This is a genomic window from Kitasatospora sp. NBC_00240 (assembly GCF_026342405.1).
Classification (GTDB): domain Bacteria; phylum Actinomycetota; class Actinomycetes; order Streptomycetales; family Streptomycetaceae; genus Kitasatospora.
This window is the reverse complement of the sequence record NZ_JAPEMU010000001.1, coordinates 4,247,545-4,267,178: the sequence shown is the minus strand read 5'-3', so window position 1 is coordinate 4,267,178 and position 19,634 is coordinate 4,247,545. Positions and strand designations below refer to the sequence as shown.

14 protein-coding genes and 2 pseudogenes are annotated in these 19,634 nt (G+C 72.5%); 12 read left to right on the top strand and 4 right to left on the bottom strand.

Annotation, left to right across the window (positions count from 1 at the left end):
* Positions 1 to 28 precede the first annotated feature (28 nt).
* The 5 genes and pseudogenes from OG689_RS17940 to OG689_RS17920 all read left to right on the top strand — a co-directional run.
* The gene (locus OG689_RS17940) at positions 29 to 667 is read left to right on the top strand and encodes an NAD(P)H-binding protein (RefSeq protein ID WP_266321568.1); all 639 of its coding nucleotides are present in this window, start codon (positions 29 to 31) and stop codon (positions 665 to 667) included.
* Positions 668 to 947: 280 nt separating this feature from the next.
* The gene (locus OG689_RS17935; protein WP_266321567.1) at positions 948 to 1,859 is read left to right on the top strand and encodes an LAETG motif-containing sortase-dependent surface protein; all 912 of its coding nucleotides are present in this window, start codon (positions 948 to 950) and stop codon (positions 1,857 to 1,859) included.
* A gap of 138 nt (positions 1,860 to 1,997) precedes the next feature.
* Positions 1,998 to 2,771 (top strand): annotated as a pseudogene (locus OG689_RS17930) (IS30 family transposase); the annotation flags it as partial.
* A gap of 671 nt (positions 2,772 to 3,442) precedes the next feature.
* A complete protein-coding gene (gene ltrA / locus OG689_RS17925; RefSeq protein ID WP_323189265.1) occupies positions 3,443 to 5,254 on the top strand; it encodes a group II intron reverse transcriptase/maturase in 1,812 nt (603 codons plus the stop codon).
* A gap of 73 nt (positions 5,255 to 5,327) precedes the next feature.
* Positions 5,328 to 5,768 (top strand): annotated as a pseudogene (locus OG689_RS17920) (IS30 family transposase); the annotation flags it as partial.
* A gap of 2 nt (positions 5,769 to 5,770) precedes the next feature.
* On the opposite strand, the gene OG689_RS17915 reads toward OG689_RS17920, so the two are convergent.
* From OG689_RS17915 to OG689_RS17905, 3 genes are all read right to left on the bottom strand, one after another.
* Positions 5,771 to 6,502 (bottom strand): hypothetical protein, encoded by a 732-nt coding sequence (locus OG689_RS17915; protein ID WP_266321565.1) that lies wholly within the window; start codon positions 6,500 to 6,502, stop codon positions 5,771 to 5,773.
* 255 nt (positions 6,503 to 6,757) lie between these two features.
* A complete protein-coding gene (locus OG689_RS17910) occupies positions 6,758 to 7,684 on the bottom strand; it encodes a peptidase (RefSeq protein ID WP_266321563.1) in 927 nt (308 codons plus the stop codon).
* 2 nt (positions 7,685 to 7,686) lie between these two features.
* On the bottom strand, positions 7,687 to 9,012 hold the full coding sequence (locus OG689_RS17905; protein WP_266321561.1) for a VWA domain-containing protein: 1,326 nt from the start codon (positions 9,010 to 9,012) through the stop codon (positions 7,687 to 7,689).
* A gap of 109 nt (positions 9,013 to 9,121) precedes the next feature.
* Here OG689_RS17905 and OG689_RS17900 point away from each other — a divergent pair, with 109 nt between their 5' ends.
* The 7 genes from OG689_RS17900 (at position 9,122) to OG689_RS17870 (ending at position 17,758) form a co-directional block, all read left to right on the top strand.
* Positions 9,122 to 10,057 (top strand): ATP-binding cassette domain-containing protein, encoded by a 936-nt coding sequence (locus OG689_RS17900; protein ID WP_266321559.1) that lies wholly within the window; start codon positions 9,122 to 9,124, stop codon positions 10,055 to 10,057.
* Positions 10,054 to 10,827, top strand: a complete 774-nt coding sequence (locus OG689_RS17895; RefSeq protein ID WP_266321557.1) for an ABC transporter — start codon at positions 10,054 to 10,056, stop codon at positions 10,825 to 10,827. The genes OG689_RS17900 and OG689_RS17895 overlap by 4 nt, the downstream gene beginning before the upstream one ends.
* Positions 10,828 to 10,911: 84 nt before the next feature.
* Positions 10,912 to 11,418 (top strand): DUF1269 domain-containing protein, encoded by a 507-nt coding sequence (locus OG689_RS17890; RefSeq protein ID WP_266321555.1) that lies wholly within the window; start codon positions 10,912 to 10,914, stop codon positions 11,416 to 11,418.
* Between the two features lie 136 nt (positions 11,419 to 11,554).
* Positions 11,555 to 12,907, top strand: a complete 1,353-nt coding sequence (locus OG689_RS17885; RefSeq protein WP_266321553.1) for an FtsW/RodA/SpoVE family cell cycle protein — start codon at positions 11,555 to 11,557, stop codon at positions 12,905 to 12,907.
* Positions 12,907 to 14,424, top strand: coding sequence for a penicillin-binding transpeptidase domain-containing protein (locus OG689_RS17880; protein WP_266321551.1), 1,518 nt, complete (start codon positions 12,907 to 12,909; stop codon positions 14,422 to 14,424). Before OG689_RS17885 ends, OG689_RS17880 begins: the two co-directional genes overlap by 1 nt.
* A gap of 237 nt (positions 14,425 to 14,661) precedes the next feature.
* Positions 14,662 to 16,146 (top strand): amino acid permease, encoded by a 1,485-nt coding sequence (locus tag OG689_RS17875; RefSeq protein WP_266321550.1) that lies wholly within the window; start codon positions 14,662 to 14,664, stop codon positions 16,144 to 16,146.
* Between the two features lie 172 nt (positions 16,147 to 16,318).
* Positions 16,319 to 17,758, top strand: coding sequence for a glycosyltransferase 87 family protein (locus tag OG689_RS17870; RefSeq protein ID WP_266321548.1), 1,440 nt, complete (start codon positions 16,319 to 16,321; stop codon positions 17,756 to 17,758).
* A 93-nt stretch (positions 17,759 to 17,851) separates the two neighbouring features.
* Here the strand turns inward: OG689_RS17870 and OG689_RS17865 are convergent, their stop codons facing one another.
* On the bottom strand, positions 17,852 to 19,585 hold the full coding sequence (locus OG689_RS17865; RefSeq protein ID WP_266321546.1) for a penicillin-binding transpeptidase domain-containing protein: 1,734 nt from the start codon (positions 19,583 to 19,585) through the stop codon (positions 17,852 to 17,854).
* Between the last annotated feature and the right edge of the window lie 49 nt (positions 19,586 to 19,634).

The window sequence follows — 19,634 nt, the reverse complement described above, 5'->3', positions numbered from 1 at the left end:
CGAACGTCGTACGAAGGAGCTGACAGGTATGCGCATCACCGTGTTCGGAGCAGCCGGGAACGTGGGGAGCCGCGTGGTGGCCGAGGCGCTGTCCCGCGGGCACGAGGTGACCGCCGTGGTCCGGGACGCCGCCCGCTTCGCGGAGCTGGACCCGGCCGCCCTCGCGCGGACCGGCGACGCGGGGGAGGCCGAGGACGTGGTCCGGCTGAGCAAGGATCAGGACGTCGTCATCAGCGCGACCCGGCCGGCGCCCGGCCGGGAGGGGGAGTTCGCCGCGACCACCCGCGGGCTGCTGGCCGGCCTCGCCCGGACCGGCGTCCGCCTGCTGGTGGTCGGCGGGGCGGGCAGCCTGACCGTGCCCGGTACCGGCGGTGCGCTGGTGACCGACGACCCGGGCTTCCCCGCCGACCGGCGGCCGATCGCCGAGGCCTGCGGCGAGCAACTGGCGGTCTGCCGGGCGGACCGGGCGGTGGACTGGGCTTACCTCAGCCCGGCCGCGCTGCTGGAGCCGGGTGTGCGCACCGGCGGCTACCGGCTGGGCGCCGACGAGTTGCTCGTCGACGCCCGGGGCACGTCGGCGATCTCGATGGAGGACCTCGCGGTGGCCCTGCTGGACGAGGCCGAACGGCCGCGCCACCACCGGGCCAGGTTCACCGTCGGGTACTGACCGCCGAGCCGTCGAACGGCCCCGGCCGACCCCCGGTGACGGGCCCGCAGGCCGGCCGCGCGGTGCCGGCCGGCGGCCGCCCGGCCGGGAGGAGTGGCGGCGTCAGATCCCCTACGTGTACGGCCGACCTGAGGTGACCTGCGGTCGGCCGCCCGGCGGGGAACCCAGCCGTGGGCGGCCCGGTTCGCTCGTGTACTGTCACCCCTTCGCACCACTAAGCTCCCGGCCGTGTTACCCCGCACCGGGACCAGGCGATCACCGCTTGAAGGAGCATCCCCCCGTGTACCGATCACTTCGCAGGTCGCTGCCGGCGCTGGCCGCTGTCGGCATAGCAGTAACCTCCCCCGTCGTTCTCGCCGGCACCGCGCAGGCCACCGCCCACGGTTCGCACTGCGACTCGGTCAGCGTGCAGTACTCCGTCGACAACGGCGCGCACTGGAAGGAGGACGGCCGGCTGTCCGAGCCGTCCACCAAGATCCAGGTCCGTCTCGACCCCAAGTCCAAGCCCGCCGAGGGCTGTGAGTACAAGGTCTCGCTGGCCTCGTACAACACCGAGGGCCCGACCTGGGCCAAGTCCGGCACCCAGACCTTCCTCGGCTGGGACACCACGGTGCTCAGCGGCGACAAGCGTCAGGCCACCCTGGACGTCAGCAAGTACGCGCCGACCTGCTTCGGGCAGATCGACCTGTACGGCACCGACAAGAAGCACGACGGTGTCAGCGCGCCGCTGCCGAAGTACCCGAACGCGGTCTTCCCGAAGGACCTGATCACGGCGTGGAACGGCGGCAAGCCGTGCAAGCCCACCCCGACCACCAGCCCCACCGCCACGGTCACGCCGTCGACCTCGCCGTCGCCGACCGCCACCGTGTCGCCGACCGCCACGGTCACCCCGACCACCAGCGCCAGCCCGTCGGCCTCGGTCTCGCCGTCGGCCACCCCCACCACCTCGGCCACGCCGACCACCTCGGCGACCCCGAGCACGTCGTCCTCGGCCCCGGCGCCGGTGCCCACCGACGCGGGCCCGGTCGGTAGCCCGACCGTCGCGCCGGTCTCCACCACGCCGTCCGAGAACCTCGCCAGCACCGGTGGCAACAGCTCGCAGACCATCGCCATCTCGGCCGGTGGCGCCGCGCTGCTCGCGCTGGGTGGTGGCGCGGTGTTCCTCAGCCGCCGCCGCGCCCGCCGCAGCTGACGCCGTGCCCGCCCGGGGTCCCGGGCGGGCAGCGTCCGTCGGGCCGGCCTGAACGGGCCGGCCCGACGGACGGAAGGGCCCGGCCGGAGAATCCTTAGGTTCTAGCGGTCGTCGCAACACCCCAGTTCAGGGGATGCGATGACCTTCGAGATCCGTGAGATCCGAAGCCCTCAGGGGCGGCGGAAGCTGGCCGCCGAGCGGGCTGCATACTTCCAGCTCATGAAGCGGGGTGCGAGCAACAACGAGGCCTGCCGGATCGTCGGAGTCAACCCGAAGACCGGCAGGCGCTGGCGCAACGGCCGCAACCCGTCCGGCCGCAACAAGGTGGCACCCCCGGCTCGCCCGGCGGTGCCACCTTCCGCATCCTCCCGGTTCCTGGCTGAGGCCGAACGGATCTACATCGCCGACCGGCTGCGGGAGAAGGCTTCCGTGAGGGCGATCGCTGCTGAACTCGGCCGCAGTCCCTCGACGGTCAGCCGGGAGATCCGCCGCAATCGCCACCCGGAAAACTGCCAGTACCGGCCGCACGCCGCGCAGGCGCGCGCGGACTCCCGCCGCCCTCGGCCGAAGCTGACCAAGCTCGACCAGAATCACGAGCTGCGAGCATTCATCCAGGACCGTCTGGACAAGCGGTGGAGCCCTGAGCAGATCTGCCAGGCTCTGCGCAGGCACTTCCCCGAGCGGCCGGAGATGCATGTGGTTCACGAGACGGTCTACCAGGCCCTCTACGTCCAAGGCCGCGGCGAACTCCGCCGTGAGCTGACCCGCGTGCTGCGAACCGGCAGGGCGACGCGAAAGCCCCGCCGCCAGGCCCAGCAGCGCAGGCCCCGCTTCGTGGACCCCATGGTCATGATCAGTGAGCGGCCGGCCGAGGCCGAGGACCGTGCCGTTCCCGGCCACTGGGAGGGCGACCGTGCGACACGAAGCTGCACGAGTTTGAGTGGACTGACCGATTGGAGGGGCGGCTGATGAGGCCGTAATTGCAGTCACGGGTCCGTGTCCGTATGACCCGTCCCCACCCTTGACGTGCGATGCCGGTAACGGCGTGGTGCGAAGCTCAGGGGAAAGCCCAAGGACTTCCGTTCCATCCGGAAGTTACCGGCAAGGGGAAGACCGGACGGGTGAACGCAAGTGAACTCTCGTTGATGCCTCGTGATCCCAAGCCCCGCCGATGGAAAGCACCAGCGGGGTGCATGGCTGGCCGCTGAGAAGCGGCAGGCGCTGGCCGGTAGAGGTCACTCCGGCCAGGTGGACACCGCCGCCTCGGGGTAAAGAGAGCACCCACCCCGGTCGTATCTCACTCGTGTGGAACGTGGAAACCCCGTTGGGGTCCGAGCCTGCGTGGCTCGGTCGGCCGACCGTGAGGAAGGCTCAACTCCCCAGCGGGAACAGGATGGCCCAAGAAGCCAATGCCGGAAGCCGAAAGGAAACGGGAACCCGGGGCAGCATGATCGGCCTCTCCGTCGATCGCCTCGCATAACCGTCCGGATACAGGCTGCTGCCTGGACCCGAAAGGGTGCTGACGTGGGCCGGGTGAGCCTGTGCGGACTCACTGGACGAAGACGACGGAACCGAGGGACAAGTTGGACACCAACACGGATGCGGACGGAGCGGTCCAGACCGTCCCGGCTGCTGCCGCGACGGTGAACGGACCTGAGGGCGAAGGCCTGGACTGGGCGTCGGTCAACTGGCGCCGCGCCGAGGAGGACGTACGGCGTCTGCGGCAGAGAATCTTCACGGCATCGCAGGCAGGGGACCTGAAGAAGGTCCGCAACTTGCAGAAGCTGATGCTCCGGTCCCGTTCGAACACGCTCTTGAGTGTGCGGCGGGTCACGGAGATCAACGCAGGACGCGCGACGGCGGGAGTCGACGGGAAGGTGGTACTGCTTCCCCAGTCGAAGGCCGCGCTGGCCCACTGGGTCCAGCACCGGGCCCGACCCTGGACTCCCCAGCCCGTCAAGCGGGTGTTCATCCCGAAACCAGGGACCACGAAGAAGCGCGGCCTCGGGATTCCCGTGATCGTCGACCGGTGCCTTCAAGCTGTGGCACTGGGCGCACTGGAACCCGAGTGGGAAGCGCGGTTCGAGCCGAAGTCGTACGGCTTCCGGCCCGGCCGCGGCTGTCACGACGCGATCGGGGCCATCTACTCCACGCTCAACGGGAAGAACCCGCAGCGTGTGTGGGTGCTCGACGCGGACCTGACGGCGGCGTTCGACCGTATCGACCACGCCCGGCTGATGGCCGCGCTCGGCACCTTCCCCGCCCGGGGACTGGTCCGGCAGTGGCTGAAGGCCGGGGTCGTGGACAAAGGTCGGTTCGCCCCGACCGAGGAGGGAACTCCGCAGGGCGGGGTGATCAGCCCGTTGCTCTTCAACGTGGCCCTGCACGGGATGGAGGAAGCCGCAGGGGTCCGCTACTTCACCGCCGGCCGAGACGCCGGCAGTGCGCAGAGCGGAAGCCCCGTGCTGGTGCGGTACGCAGACGACTTTGTCGCGATATGCACCAGCCGTGAGCAGGCCGAACTGGTCAAGGAACGGCTGGCCGCATGGCTGACGCCCAGAGGACTCGCCTTCCACGAGGACAAGACACGCATCGTCCACGCGGAGAGCGGGTTCGACTTCCTGGGGTTCAACGTCCGCCGGTATCACGGCAAACTGCTGATCAAGCCGAGCACAGCGGCGCAACGACGGATCCGGGAACAGCTGCACGCCGAGATGTTGGCCCTGCGAGGGGCCAACGCTGCGGCCGTGCTCAAGAAGATCAACCCCATCGTGCGGGGCTGGTCGGCCTACTACCGGACGGTGGTGTCCAGCGAGGTCTTCACGGCGCTGGACAACTACATGTGGACGCTCGCCTACAAGTGGGCCAAGCACAGCCACCCGAACAAGCCGAAGCACTGGGTCTCCAGCAAGTACTTCGGCCGGTTCAACAAGTCCAGGAAGGACCGGTGGGTGTTCGGCGACCGCGACAGCGGCGCCTACCTACTCAAGTTCTCCTGGACGAAGATCGTCCGGCACCAGTTGGTCAAGGGCAGGGCGTCTCCGGATGACCCTGCCCTGGAGCCGTACTGGGCCGAGCGGCGCCGCAAGGGACCACCTCTGCCGGTGGACGGTATGACCATGCGCCTGCTTCAGGCCCAGCACGGTCGCTGCCCAGCCTGCGGAGGGCTCCTGCTGCACGCCGACCACCCGCCGCGAAGCCCCCAGGAGTGGGAGACGTGGCGGGCCGTCATCAGGAAGGCGATCTCCAAGCAGTACGTCGCGTTCCTGGGCGGGAGCACGCCGGGCGATCAACGAATCCGTCTCCTCCACACCCAGTGTCAACGGCGGAACGGAGCCGCCGAGCCGACACGTCCCGCACCTTCGCCTGCCCGCGAGCCCACGGGGCTTGCTTGAGCCGTGTGCGGTGAAAGCTGCTTGCACGGTTCTGAGGGGGCCGGGGTCCCAGTAATGGGCCCCGGCTACCCGACTGATCATCGGAAAGGACAACGCCTCGGCCATCGGCACCCTGGTGGAGCGCACCACCCGCTACGTGATGCTCCTGCACCTGCCTGCCGGCCGTGGCGCGGAACATGTCCGCGACGCCCTCCAAGAAGCGGTGCAGACTCTGCCGCCCCATCTGACGAGGTCCCTGACCTGGGATCAGGGCGCGGAGATGGCCGCCCATCACGCCTTCACCGTCGCCACCGATATCCCGGTGTACTTCTGCGATCCGGCCAGCCCCTGGCAGCGCGGCTCCAACGAGAACACCAACGGCCTGCTGCGGCAGTACTTCCCCAAGGGCACCAGCCTGGCCGGCCACAGCAGCGAACATCTGGCCGCCGTCGCCGCCGAACTCAACGGCAGGCCCCGCAAGACGCTCGACTGGGAGACCCCGGCCGAGCGTCTGCAGAAGCTACTCGTGGCTTGAGCCTAGAAATCAGGGCGTGCTCGGAGCGCCGCGAGGGCGGCGGGCGCCCGGTCGGGCTTCAACGACCAGCCGGGCATCCCACCCCAGGCGATGGACAAGCGCAGGTACTCGACCAGCGTGATGCCCGGACGGCCTTCGACCCCCCGAATGACCGGGTCGGCTGTCGCCTCGGGGAGAAGGATGTCGTGGGTCGACCCGCTGATGTTGGCTTTGTGCAGTTCGTCCGGGGCGAACTCGAACAGGAATCCTGGTTCCACCAGCTCGGGACAATCCCGCAGCCGCTCACGATGCTCGCCCCAGCAGTAGCGCAGGTGCTCCACGTCGGGCAGCACCAGCGGATCCGGGTACAGACCCGCGACGTCGTACTGGTCCCCTGCCGCCCAGGTCAGGTCCACGGCGGGACAATCCCCGGCGAACAACACCCTGCCGACATGGCGAAGACAGGCGTCGAGCGCGAACGGCAGAGTGCCGACCTCTCCTGCCAGCGCCGCCAACTCGGCGTGGTCCGCCGGGGTCGGCGGCTTGAGCATGTCCAACTCGGCGATCGGGACCAGACCGAGTTCCACCAGCGCACTACCGAGGCGGGTGACATGACGATGGACCCTGCGCATCGTCTCCGCCGCGACGGCCGCGCAGTCCTCGGACAGGTCATCGGGAATCGGCCCAAGGCGGCGCATGTCAGCCCATACGCCCTCGTGGTCACCGGCGACGTAGCGCTGTTCGAAGGAGCTCATCAGCGAAGCCTGCCGGACGCGTGACTCACGCTGCAAGCCGTCTGTCGCATCCCGCAGTGTTCGACGTGGCGGAAGGCCGGAAACCCGCTGACCTGTGGGTCCGGCTCTGGCGCAGGCATCTGCCTGCACCAGAGCCGGACCCTGTCGCTAGACTCCACGGCCTACGGCCACGTGTTGCGACGACCCCTGGAATCCGCCCTTCTCCGGCCGGGCCCTTCGCTGTGCTCCCGCCCTGTTCCCCCGTGGGGGACGCGGTCAGCGCTGTCCGGAGCCCGGGTACTGGCCGGGCTGCGGCGCCTGGCTGGGCCCCTGCGGCTGGGCCTGCGGCGGGACGGCGCCGTACCGGGCCGGGCGGCGCCCGCGCGGGTGGCGGGTGAGCGTGTAGCCCGCGACGCCGGCCAGGGCGGCCAGCGCGCCGCCGGCGACCGTCCAGAACCAGCGGCTGTTCCAGCCGGAGAACCAGCCGGTGTACCAGTGCGACTCGGGCTCGACCGGGGCCGCCGCCCGGGCGCCGGCGGCCGGCACGGCGGTGCTGCCCGGGGCCGCGGTGGCACCGGCGTTGACCGGCGGCACCAGCGGCGCCTTCAGCGAGCCGCCCTCGGGCTGGGCGTCGTCCTGGCCGCCCTTGGTGGCGATGTGCAGCTGGACTGAGGCCGCGAGGCCCAGGTCCTGCTGCGGCGCGTCGGCCACCGAGAGCCGGACGTAGTAGGTGCCCGGCAGCGGGTCGCCGGACCACGGCTCGGCCCAGGAGCGGACCTGGCGCAGCGTGCAGCCGAGCGCGAGCGAGGCCGCGGCGGCCTCGCCGGTCGCGTTCTGGGTGCCCGCGGTGCAGGACTGGCGGCGGCGCAGGCCGTCGAAGACCTCCACACTCCACGTCTGCGGGCCGTGCCGGTCGGCGGCCGCGGCCAGCGCCACGTTCAGCGAGACGGTGGGCGTCTGGCCCTCGGACGCGGCGAACGCCCAGTAGAGGTAGTCACCGGTGGACGCGGACACCTTGGCGTCCTGGCCGGGGGCCAGCGTGGTCGCGGTCAGGAAGGTGGTCCCGACCTTGCTGCTGGGCGCCGTGCTGCTCGCCGACGGCGAGGGGGACGGCGAGGCGGCCGAGGCGGCGGGGGCCGCCAGCGGCACCAGCACCGGGGCCAGGGCGAGGGCGGCGAGCGAGGTCCTGAGAAGGGTACGCATGGTCAGTTCTCCCGCCAGACAGCGATGCGCCAGCGTGCGATCCAGCCGAAGAGCAGGCCGGTCAGCAGGCCGGCGAGGGTCAGCACCAGCAGCAGGATCCAGCCGTGGCCGAGTCCCATCGCCGGGCCGTCCGGGGCCGGGGAGGCCGCCGCCAGGTCGACGGTCAGCTCCAGCGGCAGTCCGGGATCGGCCGCCACCCCCGGCTGCGGGGCGAGCGAGTTGCTGATCACCAGGCAGACGTCCGTCCGGGCGGCGCCGCTCGGCGAGGCCGAGGCGGAGGCGGTCGGCGAGGCGGAGGTCATCGAGGCCGACCAGCGCAGGCCGGTGGAGGCCACGTCGGTACGGCCGCTGCCCGCGTCGGTGCCGCGGACGAGCTCCTGGCCCGCGGTGCTGGTCGCCTGCAGCAGCACGCCGTAGTCGCGGGCCACCGCCCGGTCGACGGAGACGCTGACCGAGGCGCGCAGCTCCTGCCCGGCCTGCACCGGCACCCGGTAGACCCGGTGCTCGGAGAACTTCTCCCGGTCGCTGTAGACACCGGGGGTCAGCACCGGCGCGGTCGCGCAGGTGTCGGTGCCGGCGGTCTTGGTCGGGGTCACGGTGTAGGTGTCCACCGAGCGGTCGACCAGCTGCTTCACCTTGTCGGTGAGCTGCTCCTGGGTCCGGACGTCGGTGTAGGTGCCGCCGGTGGCGTTGGCGATGCAGAGCAGCTGCTGGCGGGTCTTGTCGTCGTGCGCCAGGCCGAGCGTGTCGACCACCAGGTGGATGCCCTGGGCGGCGAGTTCACGGGCCACGTCGCACGGGTCCGGCGGGGCGCAGGAGTCCTCGCCGTCGGTGATCAGCACCACCCGGCGGGTGGTCTCGCCCTTGCCGAGGTCCTGGGCGGCGCCGCGCAGGGCGAGGCCGATCGGGGTCCAGCCGGTGGGCCGCAGGGTGGCGACGGCGGTCTTCGCCTCCACCTTGTTCGTCCTGCCCACCGGGAAGAGCTGCTTGGTGTCCAGGCAGCCCTGCGCCTTGTCGTCGCCGGGGTAGTTGGCGCCGAGGGTGCGGATGCCGAAGTCGGTTTCCGCGGGCAGGGCGTCGATCACCTCGTTCAGCGATTGCTGGGCCACCGAGATGCGGCTCTTCCCCTCGATGTCGGCGGCCCGCATGGAGCCGCTGACGTCCAGGACGAGGTCGACCTTGGGGGCCTCCCCGGTGGCCTTGGCGGTGGCGCCGCCTGATGGTTCGTCGGCATGGGCGGGCAGGCCGCTGAGCAGCGCACCGCCCGCTATCGCGAGAGCGGCCAACAGGCTGCCGAGCCTGGCCGTCGGTCGTCGGTCGGTAGTCACCCGGCGAATCCTAGGGATCATCAGTTCGCGATGGCCAACGCGGGGCCGCCCTGACGCCCTCCGAACACGGCGCGAACTACCCTGCCGAGCAAAGGGATGGGAGCGGTGGATGCGGCTGGACGGTGTCGGCAAGCGCTACGGCCGAGGCGGGCGGTGGGTCCTGCGGGGGGCCGACCTGGCCCTGGAACCGGGCGCGCTGGTGCGGATCGAGGGGCCCAACGGCAGCGGCAAGTCCACCCTGCTGAAGCTGGCCGCCGGGATCGAACGGCCCAGCGAGGGGCGGGTGCGGTCGCCCGGGCGGCGGGCGTACGTGCCCGAGCGGTTCCCGCCCGCGCTGCCCTTCGACGCCCGCGGCTACCTGGCCGCGCTCGGCCGGGTGCACGGACTGCCGGCGGCCGAGGCCCGGCGGCGGGCGGACGGCTGGCTGGAGCGCCTGGGTGTCACCGCCCAGGCGGACACCCCGCTGAGCCGCCTCTCCAAGGGCACCTGTCAGAAGGTCGCGGTGGCGCAGGCCCTGCTCGCGGAGGCGGACCTGCTGCTTCTGGACGAGGCGTGGACCGGCCTGGACCAGCCGGCCAGGTCCCTGCTCGACGAGGCCGCCGCCGAACGGGCCGCGCTCGGTGGTGTCGTCCTCTTCGTCGACCACGACCCCGACCGGCTCGCCGGCCTGGCCACCGACGGCTACCGGGTGGGCGAGGACGGCGCGCTGCACCACGTGGCGCCCACCTCGGCCGCCGCGGGCGCGGCGCCGGGCCCGCTGGTCGAGATCGACGCGGACTCCCCGGACGGTCCGCTGGCCGGGCTGCTGCCCGCCCGACTGCCCGGGGACCCGGTCCGCGCCCCGTCGGCGGGTACGGCGGTGCGCCTCACCGTCCGGGCCGGGCAGTCGGACGCCCTGCTGCGCCGGCTGCTCACCGGCCGGCCCGCCGTCCGGGTGCTGGCCGTCCGCCGACTGGCGGAGCCGGTGGCTGCGCCGGCCGTGGCACCCACCGTGGTGTCGGCAGCGGAGCCGCTCGTGGAGCCGGTCGTGGAGCCGGCCCCGTGAGGGCGCTGATCCGCTATCAGGCGGAACTGCTGCTGCGCTCGTACGGCTGGCTGCCGCCCTTCCTGGCATACGCGCTGCTGATGGTGATCGGCGTCTCGATCGGGGATCCGCTGCTCGGCAGTCAGGCGGTCGGCGCGGCGGTGCTGCTGCCGGTCACCGCCTGGCTGGTACGGGTGGCGGTGACGGCCGAGCCGGCCGCCTCACGGGCCTGTCTGGCGGCGGCGGCCACCGGCCCCCGGGTGCACTTGGCGGCGCTGCTCTCGGCGCTCTCGGCGGGCCTGCTGCTGGCGGCCGGCGGGACGTTCGCGCTGCTGACGGCGAGCGGGCCGGTCAGCAACCCCAAGGCGCCGCCGGCGCCGGTGGGGGAGGCCGTGCCGGCCGGCTTCCTGGCCTCCGTGGTGTGCGTCCTGCTGGGGGTGGCGGTCGGCGCGCTCTGCAACCGGCCGGTGCTGCTGCGCGGGCAGTACGGGATCCCGCTGGCGTTGGCGGCGGCGACGCTGGTGCTGGTGGCGCCGCCGTCGCCGGCGAGGCGGCCGTCCGGGAGCTGGTGGACGCCTCCCGCTCGGGGCGGGTGGGGTACCCGTGGGCGGCGCTGGCGGTGGCCGCGGTGCTGCTGTCGGTGGCCGCGGCGGGGGCCTGCGGGCTGGCGGGGCGCCGTACGGAATGACCGGTCGGCGGTCGGGGCGGGAGCGGGGCCGGGTGCCGGGAGGCGTCGGCAAAAACGTGACACACCGGCACTAAAGGAAATAAATATGGCTATTGCTCGCTAGGGTGACGCGCAAGGCCAGGGGCGCCGCCGTACCGGCTGCCCCGTGCCCGGCCGGCACGCTCGACGAGTTGGAAGGACCTCCCCCGTGAGCAACCTGTTCGCGATCGCCTACCCGGATGTCGCCACCGCCCAGGCGGTCCGCAGCGAGGCCCTCGGCCTGCAGAAGCAGAAGCTGATCGACCTGGAGGACGTGGTCGTGGTGGAGCGCCGCGACGACGGCAAGATCAAGCTCCACCAGGCGGTGAGCACCACGGGTGCGGGCGCGGCCTCCGGCGCGCTCTGGGGCGGGGTGATCGGCCTGCTCTTCTTCATGCCCTTCCTCGGCGCGGCGATCGGCGGCGCCACCGGCGCGGCCGTCGGCGCCTCCACCGACATCGGGGTGGACGACAACTTCATGCGCAACGTCGGCCAGAAGCTCCAGCCGGGCAGCGCGGCCCTGTTCCTGCTGGTCCGGACGGCGACCGCCGACAAGGTCGTCCCGGCGCTGGCCCAGTACGGCGGCGAGATCATCCAGACCTCGCTGTCCGACGAGGCGGAGGAGCACCTGAAGACCGCCATGAAGTCCGCGCAGGCGCACACCGCGGACGTCTGAGGCTCCTCCCGCGGCTCCCCGGGGGCGGACGGGCGGCGGCCCGCCCGCCCCCGGGGCCGTCCGTCCGGCGTTCCGGGCCCGGGCCCGGGCGCCCCGCCTGCCCGACCCACCCCGACGAGCCCCGACAGGACGGTCCGTGGCGACCCCATCCGCCGTGGCGCGGTCGAGCTCCCGGCCCCGGCCGGTGCGCACCCGCCGCAACACCGAGCTCGCCCTGGTGCTGGCCGCCGTCCTGATCGCCGTGCTCGGCTACATCGAGGTCGGCGTCGACATCGACGGCTCGGTGCCCTCCGGCGCCGCCGGCTACGGCGCGGCGCTCGGCGTCCTCGCCCTGCTGGCGCACGGCGTGATCCGCTGGCGGGCGCCGTACGCGGACCCGCTGCTGCTGCCGATCGCGATCCTGCTGAACGGCGTCGGGCTGGTCGTCATCTACCGGCTCGACCGGGCGACCCCGCGCAGCGAGGCCGCCCCCACCCAGCTGCTCTGGTCGACCCTCGGGGTGGCGCTGTTCATCGCGGTGGTGCTGTTCCTGCGCGACCACAAGCGGCTGCAGCGCTACGCCTACAGCGGCGCGCTGGTGGCGCTGGTCCTGCTGGTGCTGCCGGTGCTCTTCCCGCCGGTGTACGGCTCGCGGATCTGGATCACCATCGGCCCGCTCTCCTTCCAGCCGGGGGAGTTCGCCAAGATCCTGCTGGCGGTGTTCTTCGCCGCGTACCTGGCCGTCCACCGGGACGCGCTGGCCCTGACCGGCCGCCGGATCTGGGGGGTGCAGCTGCCGGTCGGCCGGGTGCTCGGGCCGGTGCTGCTGATCTGGGCCGCCTTCGTGGGCGTCCTGGTGCTGGAGACGGACCTCGGCACCTCGCTGCTCTTCTTCGGCCTCTTCGTGGTGATGCTCTACGTGGCCACCGCGCGCAGCGGCTGGATCGCCATCGGACTGCTGCTGGCGGCGGTCGGGGCGGCCGGCGTCGGCTGGCTCTCGCCGCACGTGCACAGCCGGGTCACCGACTGGCTCGACCCGCTCGGTTCGATCGCGGCCGGTCGGGGCGCCAACCAGATCGCCCAGTCGCTGTTCGCCTTCGCCTGGGGCGGGCTGCTCGGCACCGGCCTCGGCAACGGGCACTCGATCCTGATCGGCTTCGCCGCGAAGTCGGACTTCATCCTCGCCACCATCGGCGAGGAGCTCGGCCTGACCGGCCTGATCGCGATGTTCCTGCTGTACGCGCTGCTGGTCTCGCGGGGCTTCCGGACGGGCATCGCGCTCACCGACCCGTTCGGCCGGCTGCTGGCGATCGGGCTGGCCGCGATCGTCGGCATCCAGGTCTTCGTGGTGGCCGGCGGCGTTCTCGACCTGATCCCGCTGACCGGTATGACGCTGCCCTTCATCGCGCAGGGCGGCTCCTCGGTGGTGACCAACTGGATCATCGTCGCGCTGCTGGTGCGGATGAGCGACGTGGCCCGGCGCCCCGCGCCGCGGCCGGAGGAGGCCTGATGCCGCGCCGGAGCAGGACGGGCGCCTCGGCGGGCGGTCCGCAGGGCCTGCCGGGCATCTCCACCACCGGGCGCCGGGCGGGCATCTTCTGCGTGCTGCTGATCGTGGCGCTGGCCGCCCAGGCCACCCGGGTGCAGGTCTTCCAGGCGAAGCGGCTCAACCACAACCCCGCCAACCAGCGCCTGACGGTGGAGCGCTACAGCCAGCCCCGCGGCAACATCCTGGTCGGCCACGACACCGTGACCGGCTCCGTCCCCACCGGCGGCCGCTACGACTACCGGCGGACGTACACGGACGGCCCCCTGTACGCCGCGGTCACCGGCTACTCCTCGCAGACCTACGGCAACACCCAGCTGGAGGGCACCGAGGACGACGTCCTCTCCGGCACCGACCCCCGGCTGGCCGGCTGGGCGCTGTGGGACGCGATCGCCCGCAAGCAGAGCCCCGGCGGCGACGTCTACACCACCATCGACCGGGCCGCCCAGCAGGCCGCGACGAAGGGCCTGGGCAGCCAGAAGGGCGCCGTCGCCGCGATCGAGCCCGCCACCGGCCGCATCCTGGCGCTGGCCAGCACCCCCAGCTACGACCCCGGGTCGTTCGCCGGCACCTCCGCCGCCGACCAGCAGGCCTGGGACAAGCTGCAGGCCGACACCAACCAGCCGATGCTCAACCGGGCGCTGCGGCAGATCTACCCGCCGGGCTCCACCTTCAAGGTGGTCACCGCGGCGGCGGCGCTGGCCGCCGGCACGGTGACCGACATCAACGCGCCGACCGGCGCCCCGTACCCGTACGTGCTGCCGGGGACGACGACGCCGCTGGTCAACGACACCGCCGCGTGCAACCGGCCGAACCTCTCGCTGGACACCGCGATGATCTACTCCTGCAACAGCGTGCTCGGCTACCTCGGGGTGCGCACCGGGCTGGACACGATGCTCTCGACGGCCCGGGACTTCGGCTTCAACGACGCCAAGCTGGACATCCCGTTCCGGGCGGCGCGATCCAACTTCGACACCGAGATGAACGAGTCGCAGCTCGCGCTCTCGTCGATCGGGCAGTTCGACACCGCCGCCACCCCGCTGGTGATGGCGATGGTCGCGGCCGGCGTCGCCAACAACGGCACGGTGATGTATCCACAGCTTGTGGACAGGCTGACCCGCAGCGACGGCACGGCCGTGCAGGTGATGGAGCCCCGGACGTACAAGCAGGCCCTCACCCCGGCCGTCGCCGCCCAGGTCCAGCAGCTGATGACCGACGTGGTGGAGAAGGGCACCGGCACCAACGCGAAGATCCGCGGCGCCACCGTCGGCGGCAAGACCGGTACCGCCCAGCAGGGCGTGGACAACAGCGGCACCCCGTACGCCTGGTTCATCTCCTGGGCCAAGCCCGCCGGCTCCGACCAGGTGCCCCCGGTGGCCGTCGCCGTGGTGATCGCCGACAGCGACGCCACCGACGTCACCGGCGGCGGCCTGGCCGCCCCGATCGCCCGTTCGGTGATGCAGGCGGTGCTCGGCGGCTGAGGAGGCCGAGACCCCCTACCGCCCGGTACGGCGGTGCGCCGTCTGCGGAGTGTCCGGTTTGTGCTGACATATTCGACGAATCGTCCAATGCGACGGCTCGGACTGTTCGATTGCGACACTGGTGCATTCGCGGGGTACTGTCCCATCTTTGTTCGGTTGGTCCCCGATGGCACCCCACAGCCCCTCGGGTGACCGGCGGCACGGAACACCCTCTCCCCGCCCAGAAGGATCCACGTTTTGGCCAGCACCACCACCCTCGGCGAACGACTTCTCAGGCGGAAGCCCGTCGCCACCCTGATCGCGGAGAGCGAGGGCCGGGACGCGCTCCCGGCCGGCGCACCGGCCGAAGGCGGACGCTCCGGCATCCACCTGAAGCGGACGATCGGGCTCTGGCAGCTCTCCGCTATCGGCATCGGGGCGACCGTCGGCACCGGCATCTTCTTCGTCCTGAGCAGCGCGGTGCCCGACGCCGGGCCCGCCGTCATCCTGTCGTTCGTCCTGGCGGCGGTCACCGCGGGCCTCACCGCACTGTGCTACGCCGAGATGGCCTCCGCCATCCCCGCCTCCGGCTCCTCCTACTCCTACGCCTACGCCACCCTCGGCGAGGGCGTGGCCTTCGGCGTCGGCGTCTGCCTGCTGCTGGAGTACGGCGTCTCCGCCTCGGCGATCGCGGTCAGCTGGGGCGAGTACCTGAACAAGTTCCTCGACCTGGCCTTCGGCGTGCGGATACCGGAGTTCCTGGCCTCGGCCCCCGGCCACGGCGGCTACTTCAACCTCCCCGCCGTGATCCTGGTGGGGATGGTCTGCTTCCTGCTGGTGCGCGGCGTGAGCGAGTCCGCCAAGGTCAACGCGACCATGGTGGGCATCAAGATCTTCATCCTGCTGCTGTTCGTGGTGATCGGCCTGACCGGGTTCCGCTCCGGCAACCTGAGCGACTTCATGCCCTTCGGTGCGAGCGGCGTCCAGCTGGCCGCCTCCAGCATCTTCTTCTCCTTCATCGGCCTGGACGCCGTGTCCACCGCCGGCGAGGAGGTCAAGAACCCGCGCCGCACCCTCCCGCTGGCGATCATCATCTCGCTGGTCGTGGTGACCCTGCTGTACATCGGCGTGGCGATCGCCGCCCTCGGCGCCCAGCACTGGAGCCGCTTCGACGGCCAGGAGGCCGGCCTCGCGCAGATCCTGCAGGACATCACCGGCCAGACCTGGCCGGCCATGATGTTCGCCTTCGGCGCGATCATCTCGATCTTCAGCGTCACCCTCGTGGTGATCTACGGCCAGACCCGGATCCTCTACTCCATGGGCCGCGACGGCATGCTGCCCAAGAAGTTCGCCGAGCTCTCCCCGCGCACCGGCACCCCGGTCTGGAACACCCTGGTGGTCGGCACCGCCGTCGCCGCACTGGCCGCCTTCGTACCGCTGGACATCCTCACCGACCTCACCAGCCTCGGCACCCTGGTCGCCTTCTCGGTCGTCTCGATCGGCGTGATCGTGCTGCGCCGGACCCAGCCCGCCCTGGCCCGCGGCTTCAAGGTGCCCGGCTACCCGGTCACCCCGCTGCTCAGCGTCGGATTCTGCGCCTACCTGATCTACGGGCTCGACCCGAAGGTCTACCTTTTCGCCGGAGCGGCCCTCGCCGTCGCCGCCGCCGTCTACTTCGGCTACAGCGCCCAACACTCCAGGCTGAACCAGGCCGCGGAACCCGAGCTCAGCAAGGTCGGCTGACCGGCCCGCCGATGCGGACCTCCGGCGGCCGGGAACTGCCCGTCCGCGCAGGTCAGCGCGGGGCCGCCGCCCCCCGGAAACGGCCGGCGGCCCCGCGCGTCCCGCAGAGACACCCCGAAGCCCGTACGCCAACATCGCGACACGGCGCGCTCCCCGCGCCTAACCTTCCCTCATGGTGAGCACCCGCATGCCCGGCCAGCCCCGCAGCCGCGGGCGCCTCACCGGCCGCCGCAGCACGCAGGCCCACCCGGCCACGGCCCCGGCCGCGCCGGGGGCCCAGCCGCGCGCCGCGCGCCGGCCCGGCCCGCGCCGCGGCACCCGGGTCTTCCCGCGCCAGCGCGGCGACGGCCCCGGCCCCGCCGGCCGGGCCGAGCTGGCCGGCCCCGCCCGGCTCGCCGCCATGCGCCGCGTGCAGCTGCTGGGCTGCGCCGTCGCCGCGGTCTGGGCGGCGGCCTTCCCGGTCGTCTCCGACCTCGCGAACCAGCGGCTCTGGGGCACCGTGGCCGCGCCCGCCTACCTGCTGGCCGGAGTGCTCTGCGCGACCCTGCCGCGCCGGTTCGCCGCCCGGGCCGCGGCCGGGGTCGCGGTGCTCGGCGCCGTCCTGCTGCCGCTGGCCCTGCTCGCGCTGCAGGGCCGCCACCAGTCCGAGGTGATGGTGGTCGAGCGCTCGGCCCGGCTGCTGCTCAGCACCGGCAGCCCCTACCTGCCCCACCCCGTGGTCGTCAGCGACTACAACCCGTACCTGCCGGCCATGGCCCTGTTCGGCCTGCCGCGCACCCTGCTGGGCAACTCCGACCCGCTGACCGAGGTGCTCGGCGACGCCCGGATCTGGTTCGCCCTCACCTTCCTGGGCTGCCTGCTGGCCTGCTGGCGGCTGCTGCGCCCGACCCGGGACCGCGGGCCGGTGCTGCCGCTGGCCGTGCTGACCGCCTCGCCGCTGATCGCCCTGGCGCTGGTGGTGGGCGGCGTCGACCTGCCCCTGATCGGGGTCTGCTGCCTGGCGATGGCGCTCGCCGAGCGGGACCGCACCTTCGCCACCGGGCTGGTGCTCGCCCTCGCCTGCAGCCTGAAGTGGACGGCCTGGCCGGCCCTTCCGGTGGCGGTGCTGCTGATCTGGCGGCTGTACGGGCGCAGGCCCGCCCTCCGGGCCGGCCTGACGGCGGCCGGCGCCGCGCTGGCCGTCGTCCTGCCGGTCGCGCTGTCCGAGCCGGCGACCCTGCGCGAGCAGGTGGTCCGGTTCCCGCTGGGCCTCACCGCGATCCACACCCCGGCCGGCAGTCCGCTGCCGGGCAAGATACTGGCCGGGTTCGGCCCGACCGGGCACACCGTCTCACTGGCCCTGCTGACGCTCGGCGGCGCCGCGGTCGCCATCTGGCTGCTGGCCCGCCCGCCGGTGTCCGCCATCGCCGCCGCCGATCTGCTGGCGGCCGGTCTGGCGATAGCGTTCACGCTCGCCCCCGCCGGGCGCTTCGGGTACCTGGCGCTGCCGGCCGTGCTGGTGATCTGGCCCCGGCTGGCCGCCCAGCGCTGGAAGGCCCGCCGGCCGGTGCCCTGCTTGCTCAGCCTGCCGGTGAGTCAGGCGGAAGGCGTCCGGGCCGGGGCCCAGGCCTGACGAAGGCCGAGGGGGCGGGCCCAGGTCCGCAGAACGCCGAAGGGGCGGGTACGGGAGGATCCCGTACCCGCCCCCTCTCGTGCGGGGCGCGGATCAGCCGCCGTTGCCGACCGCCAGCACGGCCGCCGAGGCCGGGCCGGCCGCGTCGACGCCGTGGCCGCCGCCCTCGACCATGGCGGCGACCGCCAGATTGTCGCGGTAGGCGGTGAACCAGCTGTCGGTGGCCTGGCCGGCGGCGCGCTCGGCGGTGCCGGTCTTGCCGCCGATGTCACCCTTCAGGCCGCCCATCGGGCCGGCGGCGGTGCCGCTGTGCGCGGTGGCCGCCATCAGGGCGCGCAGTTTGGTCAGGGTGTCGGGGGAGAGCTTGCCGGGCGCCTCGATCTGCGGGAGCCCCTCGATCAGGATCGGCTGCTTGAAGACGCCGCCCTTGACGGTGGCGGCGACCGAGGCCATCGCCAGCGGGTTCATCTTGATCTTGCCCTGGCCGTAGTACTCGTCGGCCGTCTCGTCCGGGTTCTGCCCGGCACCGGGGATGACGGCGTCGACGTTGGGCACGCCGACCTTCCAGGGGGTGCCGAACCCGAAGACCTTGGCGCCGAGGTCGGCCAGGTCGCCGGACTTCAGCTTGGCCTTGCCCTCGATCACGAACGCGGTGTTGCAGGAGTTCGTGAAGTCGTCCTTGAGGGTGTACTCGGGGTGCGGCTCCTCGAAGTCGTTCTTGATGGTGTGCCCGGCCGCGGTGGTCGCGGGGCACGGCATCGGGGACTCGGGGCTGAGCCCGCCCTCCAGCAGCGCCGCCGCGGTGATCACCTTCATCGTGGAGCCGGGCGCGGTGGCACCCAGGAAGGCGGTGTTGAAGCCGGTCGCCGGGGCGTTGGCGGCGGCCAGGATCTTGCCGGTGGTGGGCTCGATCGCGACCAGCGCGGCCTTCCGCTTGCCGCCCTGCGACTGGTCCAGGACGGCCTTCTCGGCGGCGGCCTGGAGCGCGCCGTCGATGGTCAGCTTCAGCGGCTTGCCGGGCTTGGGCGCGGTGATGGTGAAGAGGTTCTCCGGGGTGCCCTTGCCGGAGGCGTCCAGGATCACCACGCCGTTGCCCGCGTCGGCCGGGTCGCCCGCGATGTTGGCCTTCGGGATGCCCGCCAGCATGCTGGTCAGCGAGGCGTACCCGGCCAGCGACTTGCCGTTGCGGTCGGTCATGTTGGACGGCGGCGCGAAGATCGGCTGCGCGGTGATCGTCTCGCCCTCGGCCAGGTGCGGGTGGATCACCGTCGGCGCCCAGTGCACGGAGGCCGTGCCGTCGCTCATCTTGACAACGCCGAGGAAGCCGTCGTAACTCCAGGTGCTGGTGGTGCCCGCGAACTCGGCCTTGGCCTTGAAGGCCATCATCACCTGCCCGGCCGGCGGCGGGGTGGCGGTGGAGGCGGGAGAGGCGGCGGCGCTCGCCGAGGCGGTGGCCTTCGGGGCCGCCGAGGGGGAGGCGCTGGTGGCGGCCGCGACGGCCGCCGCGGTGGCCGGGCCGCTGGTGGCCAGCGTCATCGCGCTCGGCTTGACCTTGTCCTTGAACGCGGTCAGCGCGGTGGTCGCGGCCTGCGGGTCGTCGGTGAGCTTGCCGGCCGCCTCCAGGTCGCCCGAGGCCCAGGCGTCGAGGAACGCCTTGCTCCCGCTCGCGGCCAGCTCTGCTGAGGGCGGCTCGGCGACCACCGTGCGGGCCTTGGGGGCCTTCGGGTCGTCGGAGGGGCCCACGAGGCTGTAGGCGCCGTAGCCCGCTCCGCCGATCATCGCGACGGAAACGCCGGTGATAATGCCGATCTTCGCGCCTCTGCGCATGGTGCTGGTCCCCCAAGGGTCTGGCGACTGGCGGGCGTCCGGGTGTGGC